Source organism: Mycobacterium simiae (genome assembly GCF_010727605.1).
In the GTDB taxonomy this organism is placed as follows: Bacteria; Actinomycetota; Actinomycetes; order Mycobacteriales; family Mycobacteriaceae; genus Mycobacterium; species Mycobacterium simiae.
This window is the reverse complement of sequence record NZ_AP022568.1, coordinates 2,425,906-2,441,854: the sequence shown is the minus strand read 5'-3', so window position 1 is coordinate 2,441,854 and position 15,949 is coordinate 2,425,906. Positions and strand designations below refer to the sequence as shown.

Below are 15,949 nucleotides of genomic sequence, written 5' to 3'. Positions count from 1 at the left end.
GCCGCAGGCCAAGCCGAACGCCGATGTCGACCCTCACCGCGTTGCTGTGCGCAACCCGCCGGTGTCGAGGCGGGTTGCCCGCAGTATGCGCAGCAGGGCGCCGTGTTGCGGGCCCGCTATCGCGGCCGGCACCGGCCGGCCGATGGCGGCGAAGGCCGTGACCAGGGGGGCGCTGCGCCCGATCCAGCCATGCGCGGCCAGATACGCCGCGGGGTCGACAGGCGGTACGTCGCATCCCACGCTGTGCAGCCCAAGACTCGAGTCCAAGCCGTGGAGTTGGTCGGTCACATCATCGACGACCTCCGGCTCTGCGCACTCGAAGTAATCGGCGGTAAGACAGCTTCCTGGACAGCTCAGCGCACTGATCGAAGCGAGGATCTGCCTGGGCGGGGCGGGCAGCAATCCTTCGATGATCCACGCCGTGGGTTGGGATTCGTCGAAACCCGCCTTGCACAGCGCGGACGGCCACCCCTGGCGGAGGTCGGCGCCGACGCAACGATGCCGAGCGGTCGACGTAACCCCGCAGTTCGCCAGAAAGACCGGCTTCCAATCCATGGGTGTCAGTTGATCGACTTCGTAGAGCGCCATCCCGGTGGGCCAGTCCAACCGATAGGCCCGGCAATCCAATCCGGAACCCAGCAGTACCGCTTGCCGGATCCGCGAGCGGCAAGCGGCAAGGACGAATTCGTCGAACGTTCTGGCACGAATACCAAAGAGCGGCGGGCACCACCCATATCCGATTTCGGCGAAGTCTGTCGTGCCGTCCACGATCCGGAGGAACGGTTGCTGTCCGACGCCGCGAACCACGACTTCCGCGAACGGATCGGCCAGGATCGGCTCGGGTGCCCGGCTGGCCACGGCGTGCGCCGCGACCACCAGCGTGGCCTCGACCGCGGCCGGGGCCCGGAGGTCACCACACAGAGGTAAGAGCTTGCGCCACACAGGAGTCGCGGCGCCGTCCGATGACGGGTGTTGCGGGTCTAGGCCAGCCTGGACATGATCTCCGCCAGCGACGCACCGCCCAGGAGGTCGGCGACATCCAGTTCATAGTCGAGCGCAATCTTGATGCGACGCCGAAACTCTAGTGCTTGCAACGAATCCAGGCCCATCGCCACCAGCGGCAGATCGGTGTCGATCGGAATGTGGCTGCCCGCACCGATGGTATCCAACAGAATGCTGCGCACCGTGCTCGCCACGTCGGTTGGCCCGAGCGCGACGACCGGTTGGAGGGCGGGCGCGGTCAGTTGGGAGAACAACGGCCCGTAGCCGTACGGCGCCAGCATCAGCCGCGCCCGATCCAGATCGAGAGCCATGACAATGGCATTGTCCCGCAGTTCGGTTAATCCCACCGCGAGCGCGTCAGCGGGTGACATGGGGACGACCCCGATGGCAGCCAACTGCGCGATGACGTCGGCGTCGAGATCTAAGTGAACCTGCCACTGACCCCACTGCAGGGAAACGCAGTCCAGGCCTTGGGCGCGCAGCCGATGCGCCATGGCGTCGAGCATACGATTACTGGCCGCGTAGCTGATCTGTCCGCGGCCGCCGATCGTTGCCGCCACCGAGGAGCAAAGCAACAGTCGGCAGCCCGCCGACCGCGGATAGGTTTCCAGCACCGACGCGATTCCGACCACCTTGGCGTGCAGCGCCCGGTCCAGTTGTTCAGCGGTCAGATCCGGGGAGTCGGCGGCCGAATAGTCCACGGCGGCATGGATTATCAGATCCGCCGGGGTGTCGTGTTGTTCGCGGGCCAGTTGCGCTACCGCCGCCCCGTCGCGCACATCGCAGGAAGTCACCCGAACCTGCGTCCGGCTGCTGTGGGTGGCACCGATTTGACGTAGTCGAGCCTGGACCGCGGCCGTCTCCCCCGATCTGCTGACCAAGGTAATCAGACGCGCTCCGCACGCTACAAAGTGCTCACAAAACTCGAGGCCGAGGTGCCCGGTGCCGCCGATGATCAGCACATGATCAGGCGCGGCTGCATCGGAGTGGCCCGGAATGTCGCGGCTCGTCAACCGCTTGGCGTAGAAGGCGTCCCCCCGGCGTGCCAGCTCCGGCTCACCACCGGTATGTATCGCGGCGACAATCACGCTCGCCGATTCCGAAGTCGTCAAATCGGCGGGGAGATCGAGATGCTTGAAACCGACGCCCGGGTACTCCGCGCCGATGCTGCGGAAACCCGCACTTGCGGCGGCGTGCACCAGGTTCGGCGGCGCATCGTCGGCCAGCACCATCTCACCGGTCACTGTCACCAACCAGCAGTCGATCGTGGCGCCGGCGATGCGGGTTAACCAGGTGCAGTCGGAGAAAAACGCGGTGACGTCGTCGGCGGCGGCGCGGTCGTCCGTGCGGGCGGATCGGGGAAGCAGGATGACTAACGTATCGAAATCGCTGTGTGCACCGGCGCTTTCGGCGGCGGCGCACGGATGGGCGGCGGCGCCGATGTCGGCCGCTGCGGCGCACAGGGCGGCGACCAGGTCCGGCTGCGCCCGGGCGTGGTCGACGAAACCGATGGTTCGTGGGGGCACCAAGGAGCGGTGCGACAACCGGACCCAGTCCTCGGCGAACAGTTGGGCTCGTGCGATGGGCGGGGACGCGTCGCGGACTGGCCGCCTGCCGGTGCCTTCTGGGGCTGCCGGCAGCCACAGGCGTGTCTCGTTCATCCGGGTGTTGGGGAAGTCGAGCAACGGAAGTGGTGGGGGGCCGTCCGTTTCGGTGCTCAGGCACGACCACGAGTAGTCGGCGTCATGTACCGCGAGCACCGCCAGACTGCGGGTGAACGCGGCCAAATCGGTGGCCGTGCGTTGCGATGTGCTGACCACCAGGGCGTGGCGTTCCGCCCCTGCCGCGGCGATGTTTTCGTGCATCGCCAGTTGCAGCGTCGGGTGTTCGGCGAGCTCGACGAAGGTGTCGGCGCCGCGGGTTATCGCCGCCGCCACTGCCTTGTCGAACCGGACGATGTTGCGCAGGTTGGAAAACCAGTATGGTCCGGCGGGCGTGCCCGGGGTGAGAGCAGCACCGAACGCGGAGCCGAAGCACTCGGTGGTCGTCTGCAAGAGGCTCGCGTTCTGCAGTTGTCGGTGCATGGCCGCGAGCAGCGCGTCGCCGACGTCGTCGATCCGGCTGGTGTGCGCGGGGAATCGGACGTCAATGACCCGCGCGAAGACGCCGCGCTCGGTCAACGTGTCCACGATGCGTTCGATTGCTTTGCGGTCTCCTGAGATCCCCAATATGCCAGGCGAATTCACCACCGACAGCTCCGCCCAGCCCGGGCAACGCGCCAGCAGGTCCGCGCAGGTGTCGCGGTCGGTGGCGACGACCGCCATGGCGTAGTCGCCGGGTACGAACTCGTCGGCCGCCTGTGCGCGTAAGCCGACGATCGTGACGGCGTCGGCCAGCGACACGGCGCCGGCTATATAGGCCGCGGCAACCTCTCCTTGGCTATGCCCGATAGTGAGGTCCGGGGCGATCCCGAACGATCGCCACATTGCGGCCAACCCGACCATGTGGGTGTACCGGGCGGCCTGGATGGTCGCCGCGCTCCCGTCGTCCGGGATATGCTGATCGACAAGGTAATTCAGCGGTGACTGCCCGAGTTGGGCCTCGAACGCCTGGGCGCAGTGTTCCACTTCGGAACGGAATGCGGGGACCGAGTCGTAGAACAGTCGCCCCATGCCCGGTCGTTGTATGCCTTGCCCCGGAAAGACATAGGCAAGTCGCCGGGCCGTCGCGGGTGTTTCGGTACGGACGACCGCGGGATGGTCGAGGTCGTCGGTGACCGCGCGCAGCATGACGGGAAGGTCCGCCGGGGTGCCCACCATCGCCAGGGCGCGGTGCGGGCGCGCCGTCCGGGTCCGGAACAGCATCCGGGCAATGGATTGCGGTTGGACGTCGGGATGGTCTGCGACATAAGACAATAGCGCGGCCGCCTCGCCGCGCAGCAGTTCCCGGCTGTTCGCCGACAACAGGACGGGAATCGTGCCGTCCGGGAGTTGATAGGTACAAATGGTCACTTACTCACCCGGCGAACCAGCAGGCATGGCGATGAGCGCGTGCGCGTTGGCGCCGCCGGCGCCGAATGACGACACTGCCCCGTAGCGGATGCCGTTCTTCGGCTCCCAGCGGTGCAGTTTCGTGGCTAGTTGCACACCCGTCCCGGTCCAGTCGACCATTGTGGTGGGATTGTCCGAGAACAGGGTCGGCGGTATGTGACCGTGTTGGCCGGCCAGCAGCACCTTGATCAGGCCCAGCATCCCCGCCGCCGCCTGGGCATGTCCGGCGTTCGACTTGATCGACCCGAGGAATGCCTGCGATCCCAACGCCCCGTAGGTCTGGAATAGGGCGGTCAATTCGACCGGGTCGCCGGCACGAGTGGCGGTGCCGTGCCCTTCGATCATTCCCACATCGGTTGCTTCGACTTCGGCCGCATCCAGCGTCCTGCGGATAACCTGCGCTTGCGCGTGCGCCCGGGGAACCAGGATCGGCTTGCCTTTTCCGTTGTGGTTGGTGCGCACGGCGAGAATGCGCCCGTAGACCCGATGGCCCAGCCGGCGCGCGCGTGCTTCGGTCTCGATGAGCAGTATGCCCGCGCCCTCGCTCCACACCGTGCCGGTGGCGTCGTCGGCGTATGCGCGGCAATGGCCGTCTTCGGAAAGGGCGTTGAGCCGGGCGAACTCGTAGAAGGCCAGGGGTGAGCCCATCACACACACCGCGCCGGCCAGCGCCCATTCGCATTCGCCGTCCCGGACGGCATTGGCTGCCAACTGAAGCGCCGCCAATGACGAGGCGCAGGCGGAGTCGACACACATCGACGGACCGGTGAGCCCGAGGCAGTGTGAGATTCGTGCGGCGGCCCCGAGTTGTCCGAGACTGACGACCCGATGTCCGCTGACAGCGTCGGCGGCGGTGCCGGGCGGCCCGTACGCGTACGGCGATATGCCGACGAAGCAGCCGCCGTCTGCACCGTCGAGCGCATCGGGGTTGATGCCCGCGTTTTCCAGCGCCTTCCATGCCACCCGGAGCGCAACCCGCTGCTGGGGATGCATGGCAACAGCCTCGCGCTGGGTGATGCCGAACATGGACGGGTCGAATGTCGCTGCGCCGTCCAAGAATCCGCCCGCGTCACAAACGTGCCCCCAGCCGTCGAGCCGCGATACCGCCAGAAGATCGTCGATGGGCCAGCCGCGGTCGCGAGGAAGGGCGCCGATGAGTTCCCGCGCTTCGGCAAGCGCGGCCCATAGGCCACCCAAGCTGTCGATTCCGCCGGGCGCCTCGACGGCCATGCCAGAAATGACGACGGGCTCGCTCATAGCAAGAGCTTCGAGACCGCTTCGAGGTGGGATTCTAGGTAGAAGTGTCCGCCGTCGAACATGGTGACTTCCACTGTGTCCGTGTGCTTGCCCCAGTCGTAGAGATCACCCAGCGTGACATTCGGGTCCCGATCCCCGGCCAAGGCGTGAATCGGCGCGGCGGTCCGGGCGCCCGGCGCGCAGGAGTACGCGTCAAAGGCCGCATAGTCGGCCTTGACCACCGGCAGGGCGAGCCTCATGATCTCGCGGTTGGCGAGTACAGCCGCGTCGGTGCCCTGCAGCGCTGCGAGATGGTCGAGGAGACCGTCGTCGTCGACGGGATGGGGCGGCTTGTCCGCGACGCGGCACGGGGCGACCGCGGCCGACACGTTGAGGCGCCGCACCTCCATACCGCTGGCTTCGGCGAGCCGCACGAATTCGAACGCGACGAGGGCGCCCATGCTGTGCCCGAACGCGACGATCGGGCGCCCGGCGTGCTGCTGCGACTCCGAGAATTCCCGGAATGCCCCCGCCGCTATGTCATCCACTGAGCCGAGCAATGGTTCGGCCGCGCGGTCTTGACGGCCGGGGTACTGGAAAACGATGACGTCGAACTGCTCACTCAATACTTTGGAGAATTCACGGTAGGCGGACGCACCGGCCCCGGCATGGGGAAAAACAAGCAGCGACGTATCCTTCGCCGACTCCGCATGGTGGAACTGCCGAATCCATCCCAGCGCGCGCGGCATGTACCACCTCGATCCTGTCATCCCGCCCGGGGGCGTGCGGAGCGTGCGCGCCGGCGGCCTTGCCAAGGCCCGACTGCCCCGGCGTGTGCATGCACCGAGCGTCCGGCCGGCCGGTCTCCGTTCCGCGGGCGTCCGCGAGACGATAACGTAGCGAAGGCTAACATAACTTCAGGCCGCGACCCGTTGCGAGAAGGCCGCATCATCCCGCCGCGGATGAGGTTTGGAGGATGTGGAATGCACGTTGTGTCGTTCGGATGATCGCCGACCAAGCATCGTGCCAACTCGAATCGCTCGGGCGCCCCGGCCGGGACCGGCGGCGGCTCTCGCCGATGAACGGAGAGTGAAGTAAGTCGTGGCGGACGAGGCCAAGGTGCTCCAGGAGAAACGACTCGAACTCCTGCGGCGGCGGATCACCGAGAATGGCTTGGCTGCGACGAGCCCGGCGCCACCCCGGCAACCCGTGCCCGGCGAACGCTACCGGCTGTCGCCGGGCCAGTTGCGGATGTGGTTCCTGCAGGCCATGGACCCCACCGGGAGCGCCTTCAATATTGGGGTCGCCTACCGGCTGACGGGCGCAGTGGACCAACCGCGGCTATCGGCAGCGGTGAGCAATGTCGTTGCACGCCACGGGATCCTGCGCACCACCTATGGAGTGGATGCCGATGGCGAGCCTTACCAAACATTCGCCGACGACGTCGAGGTCCCGTGCCAAGTGCGCGATTGGACCGACCTCGCCGACTCCGACCTCGCCGAGGCGGCGCGACGCGAATTCGGCCAACCTTTCGACCTGGCGAACGAACTGCCGCTGCGGATAACTCTTGGACGTCTGGGCGACCGCGACTTTGTCCTGCTGCTCGTCGTACACCACATCTGTTGGGACGACGACTCGTGGGCTGTCTTTCTGCACGAGCTGGGCGCGGCCTACAACGGTAGTCAGCTGACCGTCCCGGCGCCCCAGTTTGTCGCCGTCGAAGTTCTCGGGAATTCGGCCGCGGTGTCCGATGACGACCTCAGCTACTGGCGCAAAACCCTACGGCCACTACCCGAACCGCTGGAGCTGCCGGGCGCTGGAAGCAGCCCGCCGGCGGCGCATCCGTCCAAACGCGCGGACAGTCGAACCCGCATGCTGCCCGCGGAGCTGTTCACCCGGGTCGAGGACTTCGGCCGCAGTCACTCCGCCACCCCGTTCATGGTGCTGTTGGCGACCTTCGGTGTGCTGGTGCGGCGCTACACCGGCGCGTCGGACTTCGTCGTATCGGTACCGGTAACCGAGCGCAGCGCGGCGGCCGAGCAGGCCATCGGCTATTTCGGGAACACCTTGCTGCTGCGGATCGCGCCGAAGCCATCGGACACGTTCGCTTCGCTGGTCGGCGCTGTCCGGGAAACCTGCCTGGGCGGCTTCGCCCACCAGTCGGTGGGCATCGAGCTGTTAGTTCGGGAGCTCAACCCGCAACGGGCATCCGGCGCCGGCGGCACCGATCAACTGGTCCGGCTGGGTTTCAGCTGGCGCAAAAGCGTGAACGAGCTGGCGCTCGACGGAATCACCGTGCGGCAACTGCAGGTACCCGCGGTAACCACGCAGGTTCCACTCGCCGTCGCGGTGGTGCTCGACACCGATGGCGTGTTCCTCGAATTCGAGTACCAGACGGACGTCCTGGCAACCGAACTCGTCGAGCAGATGCAGGCCCACTACCTTCGGCTGCTCGACAACGCCGTGCGCGAGCCGGGTCGACGGCTGGCGACTTTGGATCTGTTCGGCACGGGGGAGCTGGCCGCCGTCCTCGCACAATCCCAGGGCGAGCGTGTCGACCCGCCCGCCACCACCATGGTGGCGCTACTCGACGCTGTCGCGACCGCCATGCCAACGGCGGTCGCGCTGATCTCCGACAATGGCCAACTGACCTACCAACAGCTGCACAGCCGGGCGAATCGACTGGCCCGCTGGCTGATTGCGCAGGGAATCGGCGCCGACGACATCATCGGACTGCGCATGACGACGTCGGTCGAGTTCATGGTCGCCGTACTGGCGGTCTTGAAGGCTGGTGCCGCGTATCTGCCGATCGACCCGGCCAACCCACCCGATCGCATCGAATACTTCGTCGCCGACGCCGCGCCGCGTGTGGTCATCGGGCCCGAGGAGTTCGATGCCGCTGAACGGGCGGCGGGACAGCTGTCGGACACCGCGCTCACCGACGCCGACCGGACTCATCCAGTACGTCCCGACCACCTGGCGTACGTGATCTACACCTCCGGGTCTACCGGCCTGCCCAAGGGCGTGGCGGTTTCGCACCGTGCCCTCGCCGAGCACCTGTACAGCTTCTTCACCGAATGGACGCTGACACCCGAAGACGTTGCATTGCAATGGATTTCGGTGAGCTTTGATGCCTCGCTAGCGGAGATCTTCGGCGCGCTCGCGTTCGGCGCGAAGCTGGTCGTGCCCAAGCCCGACGCGTTCGGCGACATGCCCTATGTCGCCGAATTGATGGACCGCCACCACATCACCGTGTTGCAAATGGTGCCCTCGATGCTGAACGTGTTGCTGCTGCTCCCGGAGCCCGCCGTGTGGAATAGCCTGCGGCACATGGCAGTCGGCGGCGAGCCGCTGTCCGGCGAGGTGGCCGACATGTTCACCCGACACTTCGACGCCGAGCTGCGCAATCACTATGGACCCACCGAGGCCGTCGTCTGCGCCACCCACATGCCGGTCGAGGGGCCGCAGGGGGTCGGCGTGGTTCCGATCGGTGTTCCCAATCGCAATGTCTTCGCCTATGTGTTGGACACCGAATTACAGCTAGTGCCCGCGGGCGTGATCGGTGAACTCTACCTCGGCGGAGTGCAACTGGCACGCGGCTATCTGAACCAGCCCGGGTTGACCGCCGAGCGGTTTGTCGCGGACCCATTCAACCCAGGAATGCGGTTGTACCGGACGGGCGATCTGGTACGCCGCAGTAGCTCTGGCGTCATCGAGTTCATCGGCCGGGCCGACGAGCAGGTCAAGATCCGGGGCTATCGGATCGAGCTGGGCGAAATCGAGTCCGTGATCGCGGCCCACCCGGCCGTGCGGCATTGCCTGGTTGTCGCGCAGGAGACGGTCGTCGGCCGCGCGCTCGCGGCTTACGTGGTGCCCGTGGCGGCGGAGGCACCCGCGCACACCTTCATCGACGTCGATCTCGACGAGATACGCGAGTTCGCCGCCTCGGCACTGCCGGAATACATGGTGCCCAGCGCATTCGGGGTGATCACCGACATTCCGCTGACCAACAGCGGCAAACTGGATAAGCGGGCGCTGCCCGCACCCACACCCATCACTGCATCGAGCTACCACGCGCCGGTGACACCGACCGAACGTCGGGTCTGTGCCATCTTCGCCCGGCTGTTCGACTGCGAGCGAGTCGGCGCGCAGGATTCGTTCTTTCAGTTGGGCGGTCATTCACTGTTGGCGGCCAGGCTGATCGCACAGATCCGCGCCGAGTTCGGTATTGAGCTGAGCGTCCGCGCCGTGTTCGACTCGCCGACCCCAGCCGGGTTAGCGGAGACACTCGTCGCACAGTTTCTCGCCGACTACGACATCGACCTGGACGAGCTCGACGACGACGACATCGTCGCCGAGCCCCGGTCGCAGCGACCGGCGGTCGTCGAATGCGTTCGGCCGGAACGTCTCCCGCTGTCCTACTCCCAGCTTGCCATGTGGTTTCAATACCGAATGGAAGGCCCGAGCGCCGGCCTGAACATTGCGATCGGGCTTCGAATCGAGGGCCCGCTCGACACCGTCGCACTCAACGCCGCGCTCAACGACGTAGTGAGCCGGCATGAGTCGCTGCGCATGAACATCCAGGAGCACCAGGGCATGCCATACCAATCGGCATGCCCGACGAGGGAACTGCAACTACCCGTCACCGCGGTCGACGCGACCGCACTCGATCAGACGGTGGCCGAGCTGTGCCGGTACGCGTTCAAGCTGGAGTCCGAACCGTTGATTCGGGCAACGCTGGTGGCGCTCGACCCGCATCGGCATGTGCTGCTGTTGCTGGCGCACCACATCATCATCGACCACGCCTCACTGCGGATCGTGCTGCAAGACCTCACTGTCGCATACCGCGCGCAGCTGAAATGCACAGCCCCGGAGTGGGATCCGCTACCGATCCAGTACGCCGACTACGTACTTTGGCAGCACCGAGCCTTCGACGCGGCAAGCGAATGGGGACAAGCCGAACTGGCGTACTGGCGCGACGCGTTGGCCGGTCTGCCGGAGGAGACCTCGGTGGCACTCGACCACGTCCGGCCACCGGTGCTCGGCCGGCGCGCAGCAGTGTCCGAAGTGACGGTGCCGGCGGCGCGCCGGGCAGCCCTTGCCGCACTCGCCGAGCACAGCAGCGCCACCGAGTTCATGGTCTATCAGGCCGTGCTCGCGGTAGTGCTGCACAAGCTCGGCGGCGGCAACGATATCGCCGTTGGCACTCCGGTGGCGGCCCGGGTCGACCCCGGCACGGTCAATGTGATCGGGTTGTTCGCCAACGTGGTGGTACTGCGTACCGATCTGTCCGGTGCGCCCTCGCTGCGCGAGGTCATCATGCGTAGCCGCGACGCGGTGCTCGACGCGTTCGCACACCAGGAAGTACCCATCGCGCGACTGGTCGAGGCGATCAACCCGCCCCGCGCGCGATCGCGTAACCCGTTGTTTCAGAACATGCTTCACTTCCACGGCGACGCCTGGACACTGGCGCAGCGTGACCTCACCGAAGAAGGCGGAACCACGATTGTCCCGCTGCGCTCGGAGTTCGACGTCTCGCTGTTGGATCTGGACGTCGCAATGAATGTGACCGCCGATGGGGACCTTGACGTGCGGGTCGTCGGCAACGCCGACCTCTACCGCCCCGCAACCGTCGCGCTCATCGCCGATGCAGTGCATGCCGCAATCGAGGCCTTCGCGACGACACCCGACGCCTCGGTGTCGACGCTGGAGCTGTTGCCGGACGCCGAACTGGATCGGCTGCGCGCCGCACCGACACCCAAGGTCGGCGAGCCGTCACAACCGATCATCCGGGCTGCCGTAGAAACCGAGGAAGTCCTGATCGAGGTGCTCGAAGAACTCCTGGAAATCAGCGGCGTGGCGGCGGCCGACAACTTCTTCGCGCTCGGGGGAGACAGCATCATCTCGATCAAGTGGTCGGCACGAGTCATCGAGCGCGGACTGGCCCTGACCCCCGCCATGGTGTTCGAGCACGCAACGATCGGTGAGCTGGCCGCAGCCGTCGATGCGACGACAGATTCCCCTGCCGCGCAGGCGGACTCGCCACTCGGTGGCGACTACACGCCGATGAGCACGTCGGGCCTGAGCGCCGATGCGTTGGCTGACCTCACCGCGGCCTGGGAGAATCGTCAATGAGGCTCGAGTGACGCTAGCCCCGCCGTCGATCGAGGATGTCCTTGCCCTCAGCCCGCTGCAGCAAGGGCTGTTCGCGCTGTATCGGCTGTCCGAGGACAGCGTCGACCTCTACACGATGCAGTTCGAGTTCGACGTCGACGGGCAGGTGGACCTTGAGCTACTGCGCCGCAGCGCGCAAGCGATGCTGCAACGGCACCCGAATCTGCGCGCCGCATTCTGGGATCACGGTGTGCCCAAGCCCGTACAGATCATTCCTGCCGCAGCAGAGTTCCCATGGTTCGAAAGAACTGCGACGGCAGCGGAATTCGACCGCATCGCCCGCTCGGAACGGCATCGCCCCTTCGACTTGAGCCGCGGACCGGCGCTGCGCATCGTCATGCTGACCGTGCCCGGCCAGACGCGGCGCCGGATGATTCTCACCGCACACCACATCCTGGTCGACGGCTGGGCGCTCGCCGTGTTCTTCACCGAGATGCTGGCCGTCTATCGTGCCGGCGGATCCCTGTCGGCGCTACCCCCCGCCCGTCCCTACCGCGACTACCTCGTCTGGTTAGCCCAACAGGACATAGGGGCCGTGCTGGCCAGGTGGCAAGAGTATCTGGCGAGCGTCTCCGGGCCGTTGATCATGGCCGAGAAGGCGGTGGCGGCGGGCACCGCGATACCGGAGAAGACCGGACTGCTGCTGTCCCCGGCCGACACCAGCCGGCTGCGGCAGTGGGCGGCCCGAAACGGCCTCACCCTCAACACCGCGGTGTTGTTCGCGTGGGCCGTCGTGCTCGCCCGGCTCAGCGGTCGTCGTGATGTCGTATTCGGCACCATCGTTTCCGGACGTCCCGAAGATCTCCCCGGCGTCGAGACCATGGTGGGGCTGTTCATCAACACCGTGCCGGTCGTGCACCGGGTAAGTGACCAGACTCCCGTCGTGGAGCAGTGCGCACAACTACAGCGTGAGCTCTCAGCAATGCGCGACATCGGCTATGTGGGCCTGTCCGACCTGCAACGTGCACACGGTGGCGGAATGCTTTTCGACACATTGTTCGTGTTCGAAAACGCACCGATCGATCAGGCGATCCAGCCGATCACCACACCCGACGGTGCCCGCTTCTGCCCGGTGCAGATGGAGAGCCTGACGCACTACCCGTTGACCGGGGTGTCGCACCTGGCAGGCGACACACTGGTGGTAGTCGTCGAGGCGATTCAGGAAGCGCTGCCGACTCTGCCCGCCGCGGAAATCTGCGCACGAATGGTTGCCGTGCTGCGTCAACTCCCCGACATCGGCGAGGGCACCCCGACTCTGCTCGACGTGCTCACCCCGGCCGAGCGCGCGCAATTGAGGGATCTTGCGGCGCAACCGGTTCCCGTCGCTAACTCGATCTGGGAGATGTTCGAACGACAGGTTCGCACGGTACCCGACGCCGTCGCCGTGTCCGCCGGCGCTTCCGAACGGTACACCTACGCGGAATTGCATGGGCGCGCCTGCCGACTGGCAGCGGAGCTGGCACAGCGGGGAGTGGGTCCGGAATCGGTGGTGGCGCTGGTGCTTCCCCGCTCGGCGCGGTCGATCGTGGCGATCCTGGCCGTGCTCGGGGCCGGCGCGGCGTATGTGCCCGTGGATGTCACGCTCCCGCCCACCCGCATCGAAGCCATCTTTCGGCAGGCGCAACCCGTCTTGGCGATCACCGAGGGGGGCCATGTCGAGCTGGTCGGCCCGCGCACACCCGTCTTGGCCATCGACGATGAGGCTGTGGCCGAGCGTGTTTCGCGACGGCCCGCCGTTGCACCGACGGTTCAGCGCGACCCGGACCACAGTAGCTACGTCATATTCACCTCCGGATCGACCGGCGAACCGAAGGGCGTCGTCGGCACCAACGGCGCGGTGCTGGCCTTCTTCGCCGACCACCGCGACCGGGTGTACCGCCCGGTATCGGCGCGCCTGGGCCGCTCGCTGTGCATCGCCCACACCTGGTCGTTGAGCTTCGATGCTTCGTGGCAGCCGATGGTCGGGCTGCTCGACGGCCATCGGGTGCATCTGTTCGACGCGGACGAGATGCGTGACGCGGATCGACTTGTGCACGGCCTGGCCGATCACCAGATCGACATGATCGACACCACCCCGTCGATGTTCGTGCAACTTCGGGCCGCCGGGCTGTTACGGCGTGCACTACCGGTCCTGGCCCTGGGCGGCGAAGCGATCAACACCACCCTGTGGGAGCAGCTGCGGTCGTCGTCCGCGGGCACGATCTTCAACTGTTACGGGCCCACCGAAACCACGGTCGAGGCAGTGGTGGCAGTCGTGACGGAGCACGAAGCACCAACCATCGGCACCGCCAACGCCGGAACCCATTGCTATGTGCTGGATCCGGCGTTGCGCCCGGTTCCCAGTGGCGCCGTCGGGGAGCTGTATTTGTCCGGCGTCCAGCTGGCACGAGGTTATGTCGGCAGCTCCGCGATGACCGCCAGTCGGTTCGTGGCGGACCCGTTTCGCCGCGGACGCCGGATGTATCGCACGGGTGATCTGGTGCGTCGGCTACCGCATGGTGGGCTCGCCTTCCTGGGACGCGACGACGGTCAGGTCAAGATTCGCGGCTATCGCGTCGAGCTGGGCGAGGTCGAGGCCGCACTGACCGCCCAGTCCGGGGTGCGTGAGGCGGCCGTGTCCGTGGTCCGCCGCGCCGGCAGTGCGGTATTGGTCGGATTCGTTGTCGCACAATTGGAAAGCGACGATCACCTAGCGGCATTGCGTGCGGTGCTGCGGGAGCAGCTGCCGTCGCATATGGTTCCGGCGCGGGTCCTCGCGCTGCCCCGCCTCCCGGTGACTGGCAACGGCAAGCTCGATGTCGCCGCGCTGGACCGCCGGGCCGAAGAGGCGCTCGTTCGCGTCACGCAGGGAACGGGTGCGTCCACCGACACCGAGCGGACGCTGTGCGAAGCGTTAGCGAAACATTTTTGTGGTGCGGTGCCGCACGTTGATGACGACTTGTTCTCCCTCGGATTGGACAGCATCCTCGCGATTTCGCTGGTACACGAACTGCGACGGCACGGTTTGTCGATAAGTCCCCGAATGGTATTTGCAGCAGCGACAATTCGCCAGCTCGCCGTCGCGATTGACGCGGCCGGCGTGCAACCGGCGCGTGCGGACGCCGAATACGGGATGGTGCCCCCGCTGCCGATCGTGTCCTGGCTGTTCGAGTACGGGAACTACCGGCGGTTCACCAATACGGCTGTGATTCGGCTGCCCGACGAGATCGACTCCGCGGCAGTCGAATGCGTGTTGCAGACGCTGCTCGACGGTCACGATGCGTTACGCGCGGTTCTGATCGACACGACCGAAGGGCCGCGCTTGCTCACTCGTGAACCCGGTGTGGTCACCGCCGCGGACGTCCTCACCCGTGTCGAGTTATCCGCCGACCGCGCACTCGGTCCGGTCATTTCCGAGGCCGCTCCGCGCATCATGGACAAGATCGATCCGGGTACCGGCTCGCTGCTGCACGCGGTGTGGTTCACCGGCGCCGGCAGCGGTGAGGCGTTGCTGCTCACCATTCACCACCTAGCGGTCGACGTCGTCTCCTGGCATACCATCCTGGGTGATATCACGGCGGCGTGGAGCTCGTTGCAACTGGGTGCGATGCCGAAGACGTTGCCCGAGTTCACTTCCTACCGGCGTTGGTCGCAGTTGATGTGGGCGCGCGCGTCGGCCCCGGAAGTGCTGGCGCAGCGCGACTATTGGGCCAGCCAGGTGCGTGGCCCCGATCCGGCGTTGGGGTCCCGGCATCCGGATCCGACGCGGGACACCTGGTCGAGTTTGCAGGTGGCGGAGGTGGCGACGCCGGTCGCCGAGACCGGCCGGGTGCTCGCCAGCCTTACCCGAGAAGCCGGACCGCATGAATTCCTGCTGGCCGCATTGACATTGGCGGTGAGCGATTGGCGGCGCGAACGCGGACAGGACGCGGCCACCGGAACGCTGATCACGCTTGACGGTCACGGACGCCTCGATGACGTGTTGGGCACCGACACCACGAACACCGTCGGTTGGTTCACCACGGCCTTTCCGGTGCGGCTCCCGGCGGGCTCCCCGGCCGCACCCACCGAGCAGGCCGAGGGCGACCAGGCAGCGGCGCGCGCGTTGCTTGACTCGGTCGTAACGCAGCTAGCCGCGATCCCCTACGAAGGCCTCGATTACGGGTTGCTTCGGTACGTGAACCGTGTTCCCGAGCTATGCAACGCGGCGGAACCGCAGATCATGTTCAGCTACTTGGGGCGCCTGGATCTCGCCGGCCCCACCGACCGGCCCTGGTCATTGCTCACGGGATCTGACATCGACGGATTGCCGGTGGCCGCCGAACCGGACCTGCCGCTGCGTTTCGCTCTGTACGTCAGCGCCCACGTGCGTGGCACGTCGGAAGGGCCGCAACTGGTTACCAGCCTGCTGTTCAGTGAGGCGCTGTTCACAGCGTCCGACATCGACCGGCTGACGCACTGCTGGCGGCGCAGCGTCACCGCGATTGCTGGCGGGCTGGGATAGACCT

General features: G+C 66.5%; 6 protein-coding genes. 2 read left to right on the top strand and 4 right to left on the bottom strand.

The features are described from left to right. Positions 1-33: 33 nt before the first annotated feature. The 4 genes from G6N33_RS11300 to G6N33_RS11285 form a co-directional block, all read right to left on the bottom strand. Positions 34-942, bottom strand: coding sequence for an SAM-dependent methyltransferase (locus G6N33_RS11300; protein ID WP_101528385.1), 909 nt, complete (start codon positions 940-942; stop codon positions 34-36). Between the two features lie 38 nt (positions 943-980). Next, the gene (nbtC, locus tag G6N33_RS11295; protein ID WP_049919389.1) at positions 981-3,944 is read right to left on the bottom strand and encodes a nocobactin polyketide synthase NbtC; all 2,964 of its coding nucleotides are present in this window, start codon (positions 3,942-3,944) and stop codon (positions 981-983) included. A gap of 69 nt (positions 3,945-4,013) precedes the next feature. Next, on the bottom strand, positions 4,014-5,309 hold the full coding sequence (locus G6N33_RS11290) for a beta-ketoacyl [acyl carrier protein] synthase domain-containing protein (protein ID WP_044509256.1): 1,296 nt from the start codon (positions 5,307-5,309) through the stop codon (positions 4,014-4,016). Then, on the bottom strand, positions 5,306-6,037 hold the full coding sequence (locus G6N33_RS11285; RefSeq protein ID WP_044509257.1) for a thioesterase II family protein: 732 nt from the start codon (positions 6,035-6,037) through the stop codon (positions 5,306-5,308). Before G6N33_RS11285 ends, G6N33_RS11290 begins: the two co-directional genes overlap by 4 nt. Before the next feature lie 352 nt (positions 6,038-6,389). Here G6N33_RS11285 and G6N33_RS11280 point away from each other — a divergent pair, with 352 nt between their 5' ends. Both G6N33_RS11280 and G6N33_RS11275 read left to right on the top strand, forming a co-directional pair. Further along, positions 6,390-11,423, top strand: coding sequence for a non-ribosomal peptide synthetase (locus G6N33_RS11280; RefSeq protein WP_044509258.1), 5,034 nt, complete (start codon positions 6,390-6,392; stop codon positions 11,421-11,423). A gap of 7 nt (positions 11,424-11,430) precedes the next feature. Continuing rightward, positions 11,431-15,945, top strand: coding sequence for a non-ribosomal peptide synthetase (locus G6N33_RS11275; protein WP_044509259.1), 4,515 nt, complete (start codon positions 11,431-11,433; stop codon positions 15,943-15,945). Positions 15,946-15,949 lie beyond the last annotated feature (4 nt).

Bases quoted from the DNA above. Each gene is read 5' to 3' on its own strand.
- G6N33_RS11290 (WP_044509256.1), bottom strand. From the start codon at position 5,309: ATGAGCGAGCCCGTCGTCATTTCTGGCATGGCCGTCGAGGCGCCCGGC.
- G6N33_RS11285 (WP_044509257.1), bottom strand. From the start codon at position 6,037: ATGCCGCGCGCGCTGGGATGGATTCGGCAGTTCCACCATGCGGAGTCG.